Origin of the sequence: Enterococcus sp. DIV1682a (assembly GCF_051711005.1) — a bacterium.
Taxonomy (GTDB): Bacteria; Bacillota; Bacilli; order Lactobacillales; family Enterococcaceae; genus Enterococcus_B; species Enterococcus_B hirae.
In genome coordinates this window covers 2,865,803-2,885,000 of record NZ_JBIOLT010000001.1, presented here as the reverse complement: position 1 = coordinate 2,885,000, position 19,198 = coordinate 2,865,803, and the positions used below count along the sequence as shown (strand labels likewise).

Sequence of the window (19,198 nt, the reverse complement as noted above, 5' to 3'; positions counted from 1 at the left end):
ACACCTGTAACCATGCCGAACACAGAAGTTAAGCTTCTTAGCGCCGATTGTAGTGAGGGGTTGCCCCTTGTGAGAGTAGGACGTCGCCACGCTTAAGTTATCCATGGAGGTTTAGCTCAGCTGGGAGAGCATCTGCCTTACAAGCAGAGGGTCAGCGGTTCGATCCCGTTAACCTCCATATGAGCCGTTAGCTCAGTTGGTAGAGCATCTGACTTTTAATCAGAGGGTCACAGGTTCGAGCCCTGTACGGCTCATATTTTTTGCGGGTGTGGCGGAATTGGCAGACGCACTAGATTTAGGATCTAGCGCCTTACGGCGTGGGGGTTCAAGTCCCTTCACCCGCATAATATGATTTTTTTAGTGACATGCCGGCTTAGCTCAGTTGGTAGAGCATCTGATTTGTAATCAGAGGGTCGAGGGTTCAAGTCCTTTAGCCGGCATCATAAACACGCGGAAATAGCTCAGTGGTAGAGCACCACCTTGCCAAGGTGGGGGTCGCGGGTTCGAACCCCGTTTTCCGCTTTGCCAAAGTAACAACGCCGGGGTGGCGGAACTGGCAGACGCACAGGACTTAAAATCCTGCGGTGAGTGATCACCGTACCGGTTCGATTCCGGTCCTCGGCATTACAAATATGCGCCCATAGCTCAACTGGATAGAGTGTTTGACTACGGATCAAAAGGTTAGGGGTTCGACTCCTCTTGGGCGCGTAGTCTTTTTTATATTTTCGGGAAGTAGCTCAGCTTGGTAGAGCACTTGGTTTGGGACCAAGGGGTCGCAGGTTCGAATCCTGTCTTCCCGATTTTTTATTTTTATTGATTTTTCTAGAAATGTATTTTATAATTTAAATGAACTGAATATGCGCCCATAGCTCAACTGGATAGAGTGTTTGACTACGGATCAAAAGGTTAGGGGTTCGACTCCTCTTGGGCGCGTTAATACGGAATCCTGCATTCCGTATTTTTTTATATTTTTAATGATTTCTAAGGGAAAAGTCTTTCTTCTTTCTTTCTGATATTAAATTCGCTATAATTAAGGTCAATATTAGTCAAAGGAATGAGTAAGATGGCGCATCAGAATACCTCGGATTTAATTGAATCATATATAAAAAAGTTTTTAGAAAAGAATGAAATGATTGAGATTCGCAGGATTGAACTGGCCGACCTCTTTAATTGTGTACCTTCTCAAATTAATTATGTGATTAATACTCGTTTTACGATTCAGCGAGGTTATTTGGTTGAGAGTAAACGTGGCGGTGGTGGCTACATACGGATTGCCAAAGTAAGAATTTCTGATAAAAGGCATATGTTGGAACAAGTGAATCAGCTATTCAATGAAACGATTAGTGAAAAAAATGCTTTTGCAATCATCCAAAAATTATATGAGGATCAAATTGTTACTAAAAAAGAAGGCAATTTAATGCTGAGCGCAATTGCCAAAAATACACTGAATGTAGATGGTGGGCTAGAAGATTATGTTCGTGCTCGAATTCTTCGAGCATTTCTTGAACGATTAAGCTATGAAGATGGGAAGTGAAGATGAATGGAAGAACTTTTTACGCAAAGAGCACAATTAGTATTAGAAATTGCACAAGATGAAGCAAAAAAGTTTAAGCATCAGTCTGTTAGTTCTGAGCATATTTTGTTGTCATTGGTTATTGAACCGAATGGAATTGCTGGGAAAGTACTACGTGAAGTTGGATTAACTGAAACAGACATCTACGAAGAGATTGAGCATTTGATTGGCTACGGTACAATGACTTCATATCCTCAAGGAACCTTTTTACCTTATTCGCCACGCATGAAACAAATTTTTGCATTGGCAAATAGTGAAGTAAGAAAAATGGGTGCTCAAAAAGTGGGAACGGAACATATCTTGTTGAGTATGCTAAGAGATGAAAGTATCATGGCTACTCGGATGATGATCAATTTGGGAATCAGTTTAACGAAAGTCCGACAATCTTTGAAACAAAAAATGGGCATAAAAAATGATAGTCGTAATAATAGTATCCGTCGTAAAAACCCACAAGAAAAGCGTCAAATGGTAAAAGGTACTCCAACGTTAGATTCTTTAGCAAGAGATTTGACGAAGTTAGCGAGAGACGGAAAACTTGACCCAGTTGTTGGGCGTTCAAGAGAAGTAAAACGCTTGATTCAAATACTTAGTCGCCGAACTAAAAACAATCCTGTATTAGTAGGGGAACCTGGTGTTGGTAAGACAGCGATTGCTGAAGGTTTAGCCCAAAAAATCGTGATGGGTGAAGTTCCTGAAGAGATGCAAGAAAAACGCTTGATGATGTTAGACATGGGGTCTTTAGTAGCGGGAACAAAATACCGTGGAGAATTTGAAGACCGTATGAAAAAGGTGATTGACGAAATCTATAACGACGGTCAAGTCATTTTATTTATTGATGAGTTGCATACCTTGATCGGTGCCGGTGGTGCAGAAGGGGCAATTGATGCATCTAATATTTTGAAACCTGCTTTAGCTCGTGGAGAATTACAGACAATTGGTGCTACAACGTTAGATGAATATCAAAAGTATATTGAAAAAGATTCTGCCCTTGAACGACGCTTTGCTCGAATTCAAGTAGATGAACCGACACCTGAAGAAGCAGAAGAGATTTTACGTGGTCTTCGTTCAAGATATGAAGAGCATCATGGTGTAGAAATCACTGATGATGCGATAAGAGCTGCGGTTCATCTTTCTGTACGCTATATCACTTCTCGTCAATTACCTGACAAAGCAATCGATTTGATTGATGAGTCAGCTGCTAAGGTACGCTTAGATCAAACAGATGATCTTTCGGAATCTACAGTAATTAAGTTGGAAATCGAACAATTAGTCAAAGAAAAAGAACGAGCAATCCAAAAACAAGACTTTGAAATAGCAGCACAATTGCGAAGACAAGAAAAAGCATTACACAAAAAATTAGTAAAACTATTGATACTAGAAGAAAAGCAGGAAAATGGTTATGCTGATCGTGTGACTGAAGAAGATGTAGCCACAGTCGTTTCTGAATGGACAGGTGTTCCATTACAACAACTGGAAAAGAAAGAAAGTCAGCGTTTATTGGAATTAGAAGCACTTTTACATGAACGTGTTGTTGGACAAGATGAAGCAGTCAAAGCAGTATCAAGAGCAATTCGTCGGGCTCGCAGTGGGTTAAAAGATCCAAATCGACCAATTGGCTCCTTTATGTTCTTAGGACCTACAGGAGTTGGTAAAACGGAACTTGCCAAAGCTTTATCGGAAGTGATGTTTGGGGACGAGAATTCCTTGATTCGGGTTGATATGTCTGAATTTATGGAAAAATACAGCACGAGTCGGTTGATTGGGTCACCTCCGGGCTATGTTGGGTATGATGAAGGTGGACAATTAACAGAAAAAATTCGACAAAAGCCCTACTCTGTCATCTTATTAGATGAAGTAGAAAAAGCCCATCCAGATGTATTTAATCTGTTATTACAAGTACTAGACGATGGCCATTTAACAGACTCTAAAGGTCGGAAAGTTGATTTTAGAAATACGATCATGATTATGACTTCCAATATTGGTGCAACCCAAATTCGAGAAGAAAAAAACGTTGGCTTCAATGTCCAAGACATTACCAAAGATCATAAAGCCATGCAAAAGCGTATTTTAGAAGAATTAAAGAAAACATTCCGTCCAGAGTTCTTGAACCGGATAGATGAAACAGTTGTCTTCCATTCATTAAGCAAGGATGAAATCCACTCCATTGTTCAAATTATGAGTCGAGCAATCGTCAAACGTTTGAAAGAACAGGATATCCAAGTGAAGATTACTCCGGCAGCAATAGATGTGATCGGAAAAGCTGGTTTTGATCCTGAATATGGCGCTCGTCCAATACGAAGAGCGTTGCAAAAAGAAATAGAAGATCGCTTAAGTGAAGCATTATTAGGTGGAGAAATCCATTTAGGCGATCAAGTGACAGTGGGAGCCTCCAAAGGAAAAATCACTTTGAATGTACGTCTTCCAAAAAAGTATGTAGTTGAATCATAGGAGTTAAAAAAGAAGTGAGAGAATTTTGTTCCACATAACGATTGAAGGTTATGGGCAAAAGGCTCTCACTTTTTTATTTTTTTTACTTTTTTTCTTGTGAATTTAAATTCAAAAATCCACCAATAAATGTAAGAAGTGTTGGCAACTTTTTTAAGCTATGCTACTATTATGGAGTTGTAGGAGGAGGAAATGATGATCGAAATCATAACTACGGTAGAAACTTTTGAACAAGCAAAAGAATTACTTGAAGCAGGAACAGATACTTTGTATTTTGGCGAGGAACTATTTGGTTTGCGATTACCTGCGTCGTTTACAAGAGAAGAACAACGTCAATTAGTTGAATTGGCGCACACATATGGTAAAAAAGTAAATATTGCGATGAATGGGATTATTCATCCTGAAAAAATGAAAAAAGTACCTGAATATCTACAATTCCTGAAAGAAATTGGGGTAGATCAACTGACAGTAGGTGATACAGGTATCATATACACCATGAAGAAACATCCAGAATGGCGTATTCCCTACATTTTTGATGCAGAAACGTTAGTTACTAGTGCTAGACAAATCAATTTTTGGGCGAAAAGAGGAGCTGTTGGAGCCGTTTTGGCTAGAGAAGTTCCTTTTGAAGAAATGAAAGCGATGGAAGAAAAACTAAATGTTCCTGTAGAAATTCTAGTGTATGGTGCTACTTGCATTCATCAATCAAAACGTCCTTTATTGCAAAATTATTATCATTTTACCAAACAAGAAGAGCGAGTAGATCGTGATCGGGGATTGTTTATTTCAGAACCTAAGAAAGACGACACACATTATTCCATCTATGAAGACACTCATGGGACCCATATTTTTGCCAGCAATGACATCAACCTGTCAAAAGAATTAGGGTTATTGTATCAACATCAGTTCCGTACATGGAAACTTGATGGTTTATTTACCCCAGGAGAAAATTTTGTAAAAATTACCAAAGCATTTGTGGAAGCGAAAGAACAAATCCTTGCAGGTACTTGGAATGAAGAAAGTGCTGAAATATTAAGCAAAAAGATAAGTGAATTACATCCTCAAAATCGTGAATTAGATACTGGCTTCTTCTATATTGATCCTGAAGCCATCAAGTAAGGAGTATGACGAGAAAAAATGACAACAAAAAGAAAATTGAAACGACCCGAAGTCTTAGCTCCAGCTGGGACACTTGAAAAATTAAAGACAGCGATTCATTATGGCGCAGATGCAGTCTATATTGGCGGAAATGCTTATGGTCTAAGAAGTCGCGCAGGTAACTTTACCTATGAAGAGATGGCTGAAGGCGTAGCTTTTGCAAAAGCACATAACGCAAAAGTATATGTTGCTGCAAATATGGTGACACATGAAGGAAATGAAGAAGGTGCTGGAGAATTTTTCCGTCAATTACGTGATGTCGGAATTTCTGCCGTAATTGTTTCAGATCCAGCGCTGATTGAAATATGTGCGACAGAAGCACCGGGCTTACCGATCCATTTATCGACACAAGCATCTGCCACTAACTTTGAAACTCTTGAATTTTGGAAAGAAGAAGGATTAGAGCGTGTCGTTTTAGCTCGTGAAGTTTCTATGGAAGAAGTGGCTGAGATTCGTAAAAATACGGATGTGGAAATTGAAGCCTTTATCCATGGTGCGATGTGTATTTCTTATTCTGGCCGTTGTACCTTATCTAATCACATGTCAATGCGTGATGCTAATCGTGGGGGCTGTTCACAATCTTGTCGTTGGAAATATGGATTATTTGATATGCCTTTTGGCCAAGAAAGAAATCATCTGACAGAAAACGGCGAAATAGAAGAAGAATTTTCAATGAGTGCAGTAGATATGTCGATGATCGAGCATATCCCGGAATTGATTGAAAATGGGGTAGATAGCTTTAAGATTGAAGGAAGAATGAAATCAATCCACTATGTCTCTACAGTTTCTAATGTTTATAAAGCTGCGGTCGACAGTTATATGGAAGACCCTGAGAATTATGTCTGCAAGCAAGAGTGGATTGATGAGTTATGGAAAGTGGCACAACGGGAACTTGCTACAGGATTTTATTACAATACACCAACAGAAAATGAACAATTATTTGGGGAACGTCGTAAGATCCCTGTTTATAAATTTGTAGGTGAAGTAATGTCTTATGATGAAAAAACCAAAATTGCAACGATCCGTCAACGAAATCTATTTTCTGTGGGAGATGAGATCGAATTTTATGGTCCAGGATTCACTCATTTTAGCCAAACGGTTGAGGTAATGTACAATGAAGAAGATGAATCCATTGATCGGGCACCAAATCCGATGATGATTTTAACTATGCCAGTGACACAACCTGTAAAACCAGGAGATATGATTCGGAAAAGAAAATAAAAGCATACGCTAATCAATCGAATAAAAATAAAGCATCAAAGTTATATTATCTGTTTAAACGTGTTAAACTTATTTTTTGTAAGGATAAAAAGAGTAGAGAAGATATTTTTCTTGAAAATTTATCCAAAGTAAGAAGAAAAGCAAGCATCTTCTTAAATTAGGAGGCATAGCATGAAAACGTATGATTATATAGTTGTCGGTGGTGGTTCTGGAGGGATCGCCTCTGCGAATCGTGCCGGAATGCACGGTGCAAAAGTTTTATTAATTGAAGGAAATGAACTTGGTGGGACTTGTGTGAATGTTGGTTGTGTACCCAAAAAGGTAATGTGGCAAGCCAGCACGATCCTAGAAACAATGGAACGAGATGCTTCAAGTTATGGGATCCAAGCAGATGTAAAAAAAGTAGATTTTAAAGAGTTAGTTGAAAAGCGTGAGAAATATATTGACTTTTTACATGGTGCGTATCAACGTGGCTTGGATAGTAATCAAGTGGATGCAATTAAAGGATATGCTACCTTTATAGACAGTCAAACCGTGGAAGTAAATGGGGAAACCTATCAAGCAACAAAAATTCTGATTGCAACTGGTGGTAAGCCTAGCAAAATGACGATCCCTGGTGGCGAATATGCAATTGATTCAAATGGCTTCTTTGAGATGACAGAATTGCCAAAACGGACAATTGTTTTAGGAGCAGGTTATATTGCCGCAGAACTTTCTGGTGTTTTACACGGGCTAGGTAGTGAGGTAATGTGGGCGTATCGAAAAGAACGTCCATTACGAACTTTTGATAAAATGCTATCTGATAACTTAGTTGAGATGTATCAAGAAGCTGGGATCAAAACTTACGCTGGACATATAGCTAAAGAAATCATCAAAAACGACAATGAGTATACAGTTGTATTTGAAAATGGTGAACGACTCTCTGGTGATTGTGTATTGTTTGCAGGTGGTCGAGTGCCTAATACCGATCAATTAGGATTAGAAAATACCCAAGTAAAATTAGATGAACGTGGTTTTATAAAAGTTGATAAATATCAAAATACCACAGATCCACATATTTTTGCGGTGGGAGATGTGATCGGTAAAATTGATTTGACACCAGTGGCAATTGCTGCAGGTCGCCGTTTATCTGAACGGCTATTCAATGGGAAAGAAAATTCTTATCTAGACTATCACTTAGTACCGACTGTTGTATTTACCCATCCACCGATTGCAACGATCGGTGTAACAGAAGATGAAGCATTGGCTACCTATGGAAGTGATCAGATCAAAGTTTATCGTTCACGATTTACACCTATGTATTTTGCATTGAATGACTATCGTCAAAAATGTGAGATGAAATTGATTTGCGTAGGAGAAGAAGAAAAAATCATTGGCTTACATGCAATTGGTATTGGTGTCGATGAAATGTTACAAGGTTTTGCTGTTGCAATTAAAATGGGCGCGACAAAAGCAGATTTTGATGATACGGTCGCTATCCATCCAACTGGTGCAGAAGAGTTTGTTACTATGCGATAGAAAGTATAACTATAGTGCGAGTCCAAAGTTAGTTTTTAGACTAACTTCAGGTCGCACTATATTTTTATGCTGTGATACCGATGTTAAATGAGCAATGATGTAACTCCCTTACGCATAAAGAAGTTCTTTTAGGTTGCTCCAAAAAGCAGAAGTGGGAATTTTTGATATTTTTAACATATTAGTCGAGATCTTCGTTTGATTTAGCTCGATATCAGTTAAAATTAGGTCATATTGATTGATTTTCACATAATCAACAGAGAAAATATTTTCTTGATACATATCAATTTTATATAACGACGGAAATTTTTTTAACAGCAGTTGTTTATAGAAAGACAAAATCCGTTCTTCCTGATAAGAAACAATGACGATGGATAAATGTTTTTTATAAGGAAGGAGTGTTGATAATAATTGTGGAGATAATGTAATCAGTTCTAAAAATAATTCTTCATAAAGCAATTGGTTTTCTTTGATTTCAGTCAAACCGGCTTGTTCGATTGACTTTTCATAAGCTGATAATAGTTTTTCTGATTCTTTGATAAATGTTTGTGACAAAAGATCTATGTATGTCGTCTTAAAGGATTGCAATCGTTCATTAAAATGGATAAAGTCATTTAGTCTTTGTATGTCATTAGGAGATAAGGTAATATCTATGCCCATATAATGATAAAAACTATGAACTAAATTTTGTAATTTCTTTTGCTCCATTAATTCATCATTTTTTGAATTAAAAAAATATAAATGACTATATGAACTTAATAGGTTATGGACATTTGACTTTGTAATACTAAAATTATATTTCTTTTCAATGATCGAACAAAGAACGGTACTTTTTGTCAATAAGTCAAAAAATAATCGTTCACTTTCGGTTTCTTTTTTTAAAGGGTAATCAATTATGTGTCGTTGTCCGATACGAATAATGGACGTATAAAAATAGTAACTATTTAAAATTAACTTATATGTACTTACTGAAGAAAACGTATGGTTTTTATTATGATAACGTTGTAACAAGTCAAATATATAGTCAAAATGTGGTAGTTGCTGCGGGGTATAAATTTCACGAAACATGCTACAAAAAAAATGCCGTATAAAACTTTCGTCACCTGTAATTTGTAACTGAGAAGCAACTTTAATCATGATTGGCCAGTTTCTTTCAGAAAAATATTCATTGATTTTAAAAATAATTCGCCGAATACTGGTTTCACTTAAAAATAATGTTTCAGCGAGTTTTGACAAAACAGGTTCATTGATAAAAATAGTTTTTAAGATTTGAACGTTCGTAGAATGATTTAGTATTTTTTTGATTAAGTCTTCCAGATTCATATCATTAGGCATTTTTAATGTTATGATTTGATACTGATCAATTTTAACGACAACAGGTGAATAGGTGTGGTTAAAAAAAACAATGTCACTTAATAATGTTTTTTTTGTCACATTTAATTGCTTTGTTAGCGTGTTGCACTCAATTGATGACATACCCAGAAGTAATGCTAACTTGACTTGCCTTTCTGAAGTTTTTTCCAGTATATTAAGTTCTTTCATCATCATTTTGGATTTCAAAATCTTAGAAATCGCTTCCTCCCACCTTTCTCTTATGGTATATAAATTATTTTATCATATATTTTTGTTATGTTAGTGTTTTTTTTATAAATTTCTATACTTGTTTTTTATTAACTTTATAGTAAATCGTTCATGGTTATTTGTTACATTGGTTATTATTGTATTTAGTTATTGTTATTTAAAAAATGGAATAGATATATTCTATATGATTGGATTTTTAAATTTTATATTTTAACACAATTCAAATATTTTTGAGAACTTAAATTTCTAAAACTAGAAAAAAACATACGGGAAATTAAAGGAATTGACTGTACGATACTCTTACATGATGTTTAATAGAAGGGAGTTTTGTACTTATGGGGTTACTTGAAAAGCAATTAGAAAGGCAAGTTACCTTACTTTATTTGTTAAATACTAGGTCTTCCAATCTTAACAAACTAGCAAGGAAGCTGACAATTACCGATAAAACACTAATTGCTGATATTGAACACTTCAATGATTCCTATTTTCCTGTTCATATTGAGGTAAATAATCACAAAGAAGTGAGTTTGACGATACCGAACAATGTCAATTTAGATGATATTTTTGTTAAAATACTGAATAATTCAATTAATGTCAAAATACTAAAATACATAGTCATATACGAACCAACACTAACTGAAATTTCTCAATCTTTATTTTTGAGTAAAACAAGTATTCGCAGGATTGTGTCAAAAATAAACAATTATTTTTATACAGAGACCATAAATATTCAGATCGATTTACAAGCAAAATTAATGGTAGTTGGCAATGAAACGGAAATTAGACGTTTATTTGCATGTATGTTTAAAGAGATGTATCGAATACAAGAGTTTGCTTATTTTGATTCTATCTATCAATTAATACGTAGGTGTCTCAAAGCACAAAATAAAACGGCTAGTGCTCCTAAAATTATTTATTCGGTGTATTACATTTTTCTTTCGATCATTCGTATAGGTCACAAACACTTTGTACCGGAAGATGAGTTGGAGAATAAAGAAATGGTTGTCACTGAGCTTTTAACAGTAATTCAAAAAGATACGGTCTTTACAACGTTGATGAGTCAAAAATATAAGTTTAATGTAACTAGAAATAATGTAGCAAATGTCTTAAGTTCCTATTTCGGTTTGCTCTTTACAACAGATACTAATCGCCAGACAATCATGCCTAAGAAAATTGAAACTTTTCTTACTCATTTTTATTATTTACTTAATATTGAAGGATCGATCAGTAAAAGGACAATCGACTACTTATCTGACTTTATCAATTTTTATAAAGAATTAATGATCTTTAAAGTCAGTTATGCGGATATATTTTATCAAAAAGTGATGCAAAACAATCCTAAGATTTGGCAAGCGTATCATCATTCGCTAGAAGTTGCAGAACTGAGCTTTATTGAAAAAAGTGAATTATTACATAAAGACTTATTTTTGGAATTACTTATTTCTTCCAATCAATTAGTACATATGATCGAACCACAAGTGAAAGAAAAGTCAATTTTGGTTTTAAGTACACAGGAAATTGGTGTCGCTTTACTTTATAAAAATATTATTTTAAACAAGTATCCTTTTTTTAAGCAGATTGATATTTATGAACAAGATGTCTTTTCAATTGATTACCAGGTGTTGAATCAATATGACTTGATACTAACAGATCTCTCCCTGAATTTTGAACGAATCAATGCGGATATTTTAAAAATTTCAAAAGTGCCAACGCCAATTTTTTGGTCGAATTTTGAGGCGTGTTTATATTCTTCCTAAGGACAACTTTTACGAGTGCCATCTTTTTTTATTTTTTGGAAAAAATAGGATAGAGCTAGCAAGAAAGTCAGGTATGATTAAAATAAACAAAAAAATAAAAAAATTTAAAGGAGGAAAAAGTGATGGATTCTGAAGATCGTAGTATGTTGTTTCTTTTATGTTGTCTATTTGGGGGCTTGGGATTTTTGACTGTGAAATTATTAAAATGGACTTGGGAAATCTCAAAGGTTATTTGGGAAGTAGCGAAGTGGACTGGAGCTAAGCTTTGGAACGGAGCAAAATGGACTGGGGTTAAACTTCGAGAAGGATATAAAGTTCTTAAGAACAAATGGGATGAACGGCAAGCAAGAAAGGCATTGGCCAAAGAAAAACAAGACCTAAGCCAAGAAACAGATAAGGTCCCATTACTTAAAGATGAACAAGTTCCAGAATTACAACCAATTGATAAACAAGTTCCAAAATTACAACCAATTTGGGTAGTAGCGCAACAACAAAATCCTGAGAGAGTACCAGTACCAATTAAACAAGTAGATGACAAAAAGAGTATGAAAGATGTCACTACGGGAGCAGTAAGAACCAGTATAAATACTAAAAATAGTCTAACAAGTGGTTTCCAAATAAACAACGGTCATAGTGCAATTGCACATCAGCTTTAATCAAATTGCGCTATTACGCAATTAGTATAGATCTAGTAGAATGATCCAAGAAGGATGAAGGAGGAATGAACTACTTGGTAAGAAAGAATATATTGGAGAATGAAACCGGTGAATGGCAAAATAAATCTAATTTAAAGTCCGAGTTTATCAAAGAAGCATCGTCGTTTTCTGTCAAAAAAGAAAATGTCTTTACTCTTTGTGAAAAGTCAATCCAAGAGAATCATGGAGAAAAGACTGCACTTTTAAAAGTGCAAGATATGTTAGATGACTTTAAATTTGAAGTACTTCGACGGATGGCTGGGGATCGTAAAGTGTTTGAATTACAAAGTGAAAAAACTGAGTATGAAGCAAGAATCGAACACGCCGAGGGAAAAATCAGCGGGGAGCAACTTCAACAAAAAATTAATGTATTAGAAAAGGAACAAGAAACGAAGATCGTAAAGCATGAAAGGGATAAGGCCACAATAGAAGAATTAGAAACAAAGGACGTTTTTTTATCTAATAATAGTCATGAAAGTAATGATTATCTTGGAGCCATCGCAAAAGATGAAAAAACGAAGTACTTTGAGAATAAAGATCTGGCCGAAATATTAGCTAGTGAGATCAGTCAATCGAAACAAAAACTTACTGGGCTTAAGCAGCACAAACGAAACGAAGTAGCAGATTGTAACAAAAAATTAAATGAATTAAATAATGTTAGTCAGAAAAATAAAAAAATGATGCAAGAGATGTCAAATACGTCAAATACGCTAGATCCGCCAAATGCGTCAGATAAGGTAAGAGACCAAACAATAACAGATCAAACAATAACAGACGCTAAGATTGTTGATAAAATTAAGAAGCTTGTTAAAGAATTCATGAGAACTGAGAATTTTGAAATAATAAAAACGGATACTTTGGAAGAGAGGTATGCAAAAGCTACTGCAGTTGATATTACGAGGGAGGAAGTAGAGAACAGAAAAGACAAGGCGAAAAAAGTTCTCGTAGAGACAGCCACTATAAGGAGGAAAAAAAGACAGGATAGGGGGAGTGTATTAGAACAAAATCAAGACCAAATGAATGTATCAGAAAGGGTTGCAGCGTTTGAAAAGAATGGAGAGTCAAAACCCGACCAAACAGTATCAGTAAAAACACCTAATAAAAATGGAAGTAATCTATCAAAAGGAAACAAGCAGCAAACGAATAATTCTTTCAATCGATCAGAAGACGATTTGCGAGATCAAGTAAAACCTGAACCTGAACCTAAATCTATCAATCGCCTAAGTAATAGTAATCTATCAAAAGAGAACGAGCAGCAAACGAATCATTCTCTCGATGAATCAGAAGTCGTTTTGCGAAAACAAGCTAAGCCTGAAATTCAAGCTACTAATAGTCTCCCAAATGGTGCATCAGAAAAGGATTCGGCAAATGCTAGACCTTACAGTGGCGATGTGCGAGGGCTAATCGATAAATTTAATAGCGAAAAAAAAGACTCTCACGAGCTTCAGAAAGGTCCTAGAATAAAATTCAATCAAGGACATAGCCAACAAGACCAACAAGAAGTGTCTAACCCAAACGGAAATAAGCAGCAAACGAATCATTCTCTCGATGAATCAGAAGTTGGTTTGCGAAAGCAAGCTAAGCCTGAAATTCAAGCTACTAATAGTCTCCCAAATGGTGTATCAGAAAAGGATTCGGCAAATGCTAGACCTTACAGTGGCGATGTGCGAGGGCTAATCGATAAATTTAATAGCGAAAAAAAAGACTCTCACGAGCTTCAGAAAGGTCCTAGAATAAAATTCAATCAAGGACTTAGCCAACAAGACCAACAAGAAGTGTCTAACCCAAACGGAAATAAGCAGCAAACGAATCATTCTTTCAATCGATCAGAAGACGATTTGCGAGATCAAGTAAAACCTGAACCTATCAATCGCCTAAGTAATAGTAATCTATCAAAAGAGAACGAGCAACAAACGAATCATTCTCTCGATGAATCAGAAGTCGTTTTGCGAGATCAAGCAAAACCTGAAACTAAATCTATCAATCGCCTAAGTAATGTATCAGAAATAGTTTCGACGTTTGAAAAGAATGGAGAGTCAAAACCCGACCAAACAGTATCAGTAAAAACACCTAATAAAAATGGAAGTAATCTACCACAAGGAAACAAGCAGCAAACGAATAATTCTTTCAATCGATCAGAAGACGATTTGCGAAAGCAAGCTAAGCCTGAAATTCAAGCTACTAATAGTCTCGCAAATAGTGTATCAGAAAAGGATTCGGCAAATGATAGACCTGTCCCTGTCCCTGTCCCTGTCCCTGGCCATGTGAAAAATCTAATCCATAAATTTAATAATATAGAAGAAAAAGACTCCCTCGTGCTCCGGAAAGGTCCTAAAGCAAATTTTATTCATGGACTTAGCCAACAAGAGGAGCGTAGACCAAATAGAATAGCAAGATCTAGATCAGTTAGTCACACATTACATGAAGTACATAGAGAACAAACAGATAAAGGTCGCCGAAACAGTGCACCAGAACTCACTATGCCATCTGAATCTCCATTACGTTCAGAAGATCGAGAAACATCTTCACCCATGTATGATGACAGTCTTCATGAACGGCATTTAAAATTATCAGATTTTGAGTTAGATCCAGAGAAAAAACCATTTGATGATACACAATTTGACAAATTTCAAAGGTTTGAAAATGATATTCCATTGCGTTACATTGGAAAGTTACGGAATTTAACCAATTCAGAACGTGTACTATCATCATTATCTACAACTCAAGATTTAAAGAATCATGACAAGTTAGTTCGTAGAAATTCGGCTCCCGGAGTAATGACGGAACAGTCTATACCAAGTCACAGTTTTGACCAATTTGACCGAATTCTTATACCAAGAGTTAAATTGCGTTATGTTAATGGTAAAGTTAGTTTATCAAAGGAAATTACAAATCAAACTGCTGAACTCAATAAATTTCCAGAATTAAGCAGTTTTACAAACCAAGTTTTAACACCAGGAGATTCCTTAGACCAACCGTCTACACCCAATAGCGATTCAGAAATAAATAATTTTACAAATCAAGTTCCACTACCAAAGGATTCTTCAGATTTACGTTCAGTATCAGAAGGTGACATGAACCAAACTTCTATGCCGGAAAACGTCAACAGTACATTAGATGAAACAGATAGTGTGAAAAAATCAGTTTCGGTTGAGGATCTAAAGTTAGCATACGTAGAAAGATTACGATCTCAGGTCGCGTTTGTCGAACAAAAGATAAAGCACGATGAAGAATTAAAAAAATATGGACCGTACAATAATTTTTTCCTTGATCAATCGAAGAAGTCTAAAGCAGCAAGATCTAAGATAGAAATCGATCTTACTAAAAATAAAACACTATGTGAAGGTTTAAAGACAATTCTTGGCGATGAAAAAAAATTAGCTGAATTTTTAGAAGAGATACAGCCAAAGGATCCTCAGGTGCTAGCTAAGGAACTTGAAAATGTTAAGCAAGATACGGCAGAATTGATAGGAAAAGCCGAAGAGTTAAAAGAAATTACTTATAAAGATCTTAAAAAGAAATGGTATCAGGTGCTGACCCGCCCTTCATTTTATTTGTTTTTAGCAAGACAAGTACTGTGGGTTGCACCGATGGCGTTTTTTAGTGCGATGGCTGGCGCTCTTCCGCTAATGCCTACTGGCACACAAATATTACACGGATCCGCTGTAGTCAACTGGTTAAGAGGCGTGATTATTGGTAGTTATGTCGGTCAACGTTTAGTAAATGCCGTACCTAAAATCATTCCACGTACTTCCAAGAGAGTCCAGCGATTTGCTAAGGAAAGATTTCCTAAGACAGTGGCAGCGCTAGAAAAAGGTTCAAAAACAATTGCTAGACCATTTAAATCCATCGGAAAATCGGTGCGCTCGACAGCTAGAACAATTGGTCGACCTTTAAAACCAGTCGGTAAAGTAGTGGCTAGACCATATAAATTTGGTAAGGAAAAATTAAGTAATCTTAACGCTAAAACCTTTGTTCCAATCGGAAAGAAAATAAAAGAAACATTCGATATTGCCCATTCTGAAAAACGTTCATCAGAAGAAAACCAAAAACTGAAAAAAGGATTGGATGCTAACGGACAGCGGTTGCCGTTTGCTACTCGAGTAAAAAATGCGGCATTGATGACGACAACCAGTTTCGCCAAACGTTTATGGAGAAATAAAGTGAAAACGTTAATTGGAGTCGCCCTATTTGTTGGGTTAGCTACTTTCGGCTTACCTTTACTGTTAACCGCAGCTCTTCCAGCGATTTCTGGTACACTTATTGCTTCAGTAGCAGCTATAGCAGTTCCTGCCCTTTTTACGTTGCTAGGTGTGTGGGTTGCTGATAAATACTTATTGAAACCTCTGCAAAATCGATTAGCTAATCGAGAAAATGAGAAGCGTGAACAGTTATTTACCGAACGCTCAGCTAAAGTGCAAGAACTAGGACAGCACCACTCTCTTACCCCTGACTTTAATACGCGAGTAGCACGAGTGGCTCAGATAGACAATGAAAAGCAAACAGCTGAAAAACAGAAAACGCAGACGAGCCAAAAAACGCAAGAACAAGAATCAGCTCGGACGAGTATATCTTCCATTTCTACTTTGAATAAACAGCCAGAAAATGTCAAACAACGAAGATTAAGTGATTCTCTTAATAGAGTGCTGAATAATCCAACTAATGAAAAACAATCTAGTGGACGAGCATCAGTGAGCAGTAAAAATGATCACCAGCGCTCGGAGGGCTACGGACGTTAGTGATAATATCACATAAACGCTATATTCAAATTAAGTAACGAAAGGGATGAACAACCACTTGAAAAAGTCTCAATATGTTTTATGGGTAGTCCACGTAGTTGTGGTGAGTACATTAATGTATATAGGGAATCGTACATTTTTTTTATTTACGATTGATCAAAATACAACCGTAACATTTGTGGAAAAAATAGCTAGATCTTTTCTTCACGCAGTTGATGAAATAGCTAGTTTTTCCTTCCAATTCTCATTTAACGTAAAGTCATTACTGGGAGGGCTCGCTTTTGTTCTTTCTTATGGATTACTAGTATTATACAAAACGTTTGATGAAAAAAAAGTACGCCCAAATGAAGAATATGGAAGTGCAAAATGGGGGAAATTTCGAGATATCAAACCATTTTTGGCGAAGAAAAAGAGTTTTAATATCATATTGACTAAAACAGAGAGTTTATCCCTGTCAGGACGAATGAAAATTACTGGTAAAGATAATTTTAACCGTAACAAAAATGTCGTTGTGGTTGGAGGAGCCGGTAGTGGTAAGACGCGATTTTATGTAAAACCGAATCTGATGCAAATGCATTCTTCCTATGTCGTCAGTGATTCCAAAGGATTGTTATTGATGGAAACAGGAAAAATGTTTGAGGAAGCGGGTTACAATATCAAAGTCTTTGATTTGATCAATCGGCGTGACACCCATCACTACAATCCATTTAAATACATAAGAACGGAAGACGATATTCTAAAAATCGTAAATAATTTGATTAAAAACACTTCAAATCCTGATAAAAAAGGTGGCGATGATTTCTGGGAAAAGGCAGAGACTGCTTTATTAATGGCAATTTTTAGCTATTTGATCCAAGAAGTCGTTGAAGAAGATCGCACATTAGGAAATGTGATTGAATTGGTACGTCTAGCAGATATTGACGAAAATGTTCCTGGATTCGTCAGTCCTTTAGACGTGCTGTTCAATGAGTTAGAAGAGAAAGATCCAACAAACTTCGCGGTTGCGCAATATAAAATTTTCAAACTATCAGGGGATAAGACGACCAAGAGTATTTTAGTTAGTTTAGGGGTAAGGTTGTCTCCGTTTGATATTCCTAGTATCAAAGACTTGGTCTCTAAAGATACATTAGAATTGGACACCATTGGGGATCGGAAAACGATTTTGTACATCTTACTGCCAGATACAGATACCAGTTTTAACTTCTTAGCCAGTATGATGTACCAACAGCTCTTTGATATGCTGGTCTACAAAGCAGATAATATTTATAAAGGACGCTTACCATGTCATGTTCGCTGTATTCTAGATGAATTTGCCAATATTGGTCAAATTCCGGATTTTGAGAAAGTTATTTCGGTTATTCGAAGTCGAGAAATCTCAACAAATGTGATCTTACAAAATATTAGTCAGTTAAAAACGTTGTATAAAGACACTTGGGAAACCATCATCGGTACGAGTGACGTCTTTTTATATTTAGGTGGGATGGAACAAAGTACGCATGAATATATTTCTAAACTTTTAGGTAAAGAAACGATCGAACAAAGAAATATCAGTGTCACTAAAGGCTCAAATGGATCATTCAATGAAAGTTTCCAAAAGTTGGGGCGTAATTTGATGGACCCCGATGAAGTAGCCAGTTTGAAAGGGCAACAATGTATTTTAAAAATACGTGGAGCAAATCCTTTCCTGTCTGAAAAATATGACATTGTCAAACATAAAAACTATAAAAAATTAGGGGATGTGACAGACTCATATATGTATGAACGTAATCTCTCTACACCTTCCACTACGTAACATACATATGTAATAGGAATTTAATCCTTGTCAATGATGCTGAGTGAAACTAGTAGAAGATGATATAAGGACTGTCTGGCACTCGAAAATCATGGGAAATCCAAAATTGACTTCTTGTTATTTTGAGCATTTTTGATTTTTTGACTTATTTTCAGGAATCAATTCTTAAGCGCTGTGCATTTGTTTGAAAAAAATGGATAGATGTTCCAAGTTTTATAGATGAATCAATTTATTGTGTCCAAAATAACGAATTTTAAAATTTTTTAGAGTAACTATTCTTCTCAGCTAGTCTGCTTTTTGATAAAGACCTCTTACATATATTGACTAAATTAGTCAATTATAAAATTTGAGAGAGGGAGTTTCTAAAATTTCTCAACTTAGAAATAACTGGCAAACATCGGTTGAAAAATTACCATATACTAAAAGTAGTAACAAATAATAAATAACTCAAAAAAGGGGAAATGTTTAAATGAAAGATGCAGCTTTATTAGAAAAAGTTTTTAGTTTAGTATCAAACTTCACTTTAGTAGGTGGAGGTCTTTGGCTAATTTGGGGAACGGTCATTTTAGCTGGTGCATTAAAAGATAAAAATGGTCCGCAATTACAGCAAGGAATTTGGCAAATTGTCGGTGGTGGATTGATTTTAGTTGCTGCAGGCTGGTTCGCAACTCAATTTGATTTCTCTTCACTTTTACAATAATACACTGAAAGCAGGATTTAAT

General features: G+C 36.0%; 11 protein-coding genes, 9 tRNA genes and 1 rRNA gene (1 of these 21 only partly in view). 20 read left to right on the top strand and 1 reads right to left on the bottom strand.

The features are described 5' to 3' along the window. From rrf to gor, 15 genes are all read left to right on the top strand, one after another. A 5S ribosomal RNA gene (rrf, locus tag IGJ23_RS13185) occupies positions 1-92 on the top strand; it begins 24 nt to the left of the window's first position. Positions 93-105: 13 nt separating this feature from the next. Beyond that, positions 106-178: transfer RNA gene (locus tag IGJ23_RS13180), tRNA-Val, on the top strand. Positions 179-181: 3 nt separating this feature from the next. Then, positions 182-254, top strand: a tRNA-Lys gene (locus tag IGJ23_RS13175). A gap of 8 nt (positions 255-262) precedes the next feature. Next, positions 263-344, top strand: a tRNA-Leu gene (locus IGJ23_RS13170). Positions 345-367: 23 nt separating this feature from the next. Next, positions 368-440: transfer RNA gene (locus IGJ23_RS13165), tRNA-Thr, on the top strand. Positions 441-450: 10 nt separating this feature from the next. After that, a tRNA-Gly gene (locus tag IGJ23_RS13160) sits at positions 451-522 on the top strand. Positions 523-538: 16 nt separating this feature from the next. Further along, positions 539-624, top strand: a tRNA-Leu gene (locus IGJ23_RS13155). 10 nt (positions 625-634) lie between these two features. Further along, positions 635-708: transfer RNA gene (locus tag IGJ23_RS13150), tRNA-Arg, on the top strand. An 18-nt stretch (positions 709-726) separates the two neighbouring features. Then, a tRNA-Pro gene (locus tag IGJ23_RS13145) sits at positions 727-800 on the top strand. A 59-nt stretch (positions 801-859) separates the two neighbouring features. Then, positions 860-933 (top strand) — tRNA-Arg (locus IGJ23_RS13140). Between the two features lie 130 nt (positions 934-1,063). Further along, a complete protein-coding gene (locus tag IGJ23_RS13135) occupies positions 1,064-1,534 on the top strand; it encodes a CtsR family transcriptional regulator (protein WP_034700167.1) in 471 nt (156 codons plus the stop codon). Between the two features lie 6 nt (positions 1,535-1,540). Next, entirely contained in the window at positions 1,541-4,021 is a 2,481-nt protein-coding gene (locus IGJ23_RS13130) for an ATP-dependent Clp protease ATP-binding subunit (protein ID WP_010720716.1), read from the top strand. Positions 4,022-4,213: 192 nt separating this feature from the next. Next, positions 4,214-5,137, top strand: coding sequence for a peptidase U32 family protein (locus IGJ23_RS13125; protein WP_014834383.1), 924 nt, complete (start codon positions 4,214-4,216; stop codon positions 5,135-5,137). An 18-nt stretch (positions 5,138-5,155) separates the two neighbouring features. After that, positions 5,156-6,397: a peptidase U32 family protein gene (locus tag IGJ23_RS13120; protein WP_010720714.1), complete on the top strand. Its 1,242-nt coding sequence runs from the start codon at positions 5,156-5,158 to the stop codon at positions 6,395-6,397. A 171-nt stretch (positions 6,398-6,568) separates the two neighbouring features. Further along, positions 6,569-7,915, top strand: a complete 1,347-nt coding sequence (gene gor / locus IGJ23_RS13115) for a glutathione-disulfide reductase (RefSeq protein WP_063627678.1) — start codon at positions 6,569-6,571, stop codon at positions 7,913-7,915. A 108-nt stretch (positions 7,916-8,023) separates the two neighbouring features. On the opposite strand, the gene IGJ23_RS13110 is transcribed toward gor, so the two are convergent. Continuing rightward, positions 8,024-9,472: a helix-turn-helix domain-containing protein gene (locus IGJ23_RS13110; protein ID WP_228011925.1), complete on the bottom strand. Its 1,449-nt coding sequence runs from the start codon at positions 9,470-9,472 to the stop codon at positions 8,024-8,026. Positions 9,473-9,828: 356 nt separating this feature from the next. Here IGJ23_RS13110 and IGJ23_RS13105 point away from each other — a divergent pair, with 356 nt between their 5' ends. From IGJ23_RS13105 to IGJ23_RS13085, 5 genes are all read left to right on the top strand, one after another. Further along, positions 9,829-11,250 carry a helix-turn-helix domain-containing protein gene (locus IGJ23_RS13105; protein WP_063627677.1) on the top strand — a complete coding sequence of 474 codons (1,422 nt, stop codon included), beginning with the start codon at positions 9,829-9,831 and terminating at the stop codon, positions 11,248-11,250. A gap of 122 nt (positions 11,251-11,372) precedes the next feature. Beyond that, positions 11,373-11,906 carry a hypothetical protein gene (locus IGJ23_RS13100; RefSeq protein WP_063627676.1) on the top strand — a complete coding sequence of 178 codons (534 nt, stop codon included), beginning with the start codon at positions 11,373-11,375 and terminating at the stop codon, positions 11,904-11,906. Positions 11,907-11,971: 65 nt separating this feature from the next. Beyond that, a complete protein-coding gene (locus IGJ23_RS13095; RefSeq protein ID WP_438775061.1) occupies positions 11,972-16,684 on the top strand; it encodes a hypothetical protein in 4,713 nt (1,570 codons plus the stop codon). A 46-nt stretch (positions 16,685-16,730) separates the two neighbouring features. Next, positions 16,731-18,476: a VirD4-like conjugal transfer protein, CD1115 family gene (locus IGJ23_RS13090; protein WP_370566299.1), complete on the top strand. Its 1,746-nt coding sequence runs from the start codon at positions 16,731-16,733 to the stop codon at positions 18,474-18,476. A gap of 469 nt (positions 18,477-18,945) precedes the next feature. Further along, positions 18,946-19,176 carry a hypothetical protein gene (locus tag IGJ23_RS13085; RefSeq protein WP_010720705.1) on the top strand — a complete coding sequence of 77 codons (231 nt, stop codon included), beginning with the start codon at positions 18,946-18,948 and terminating at the stop codon, positions 19,174-19,176. Positions 19,177-19,198 lie beyond the last annotated feature (22 nt).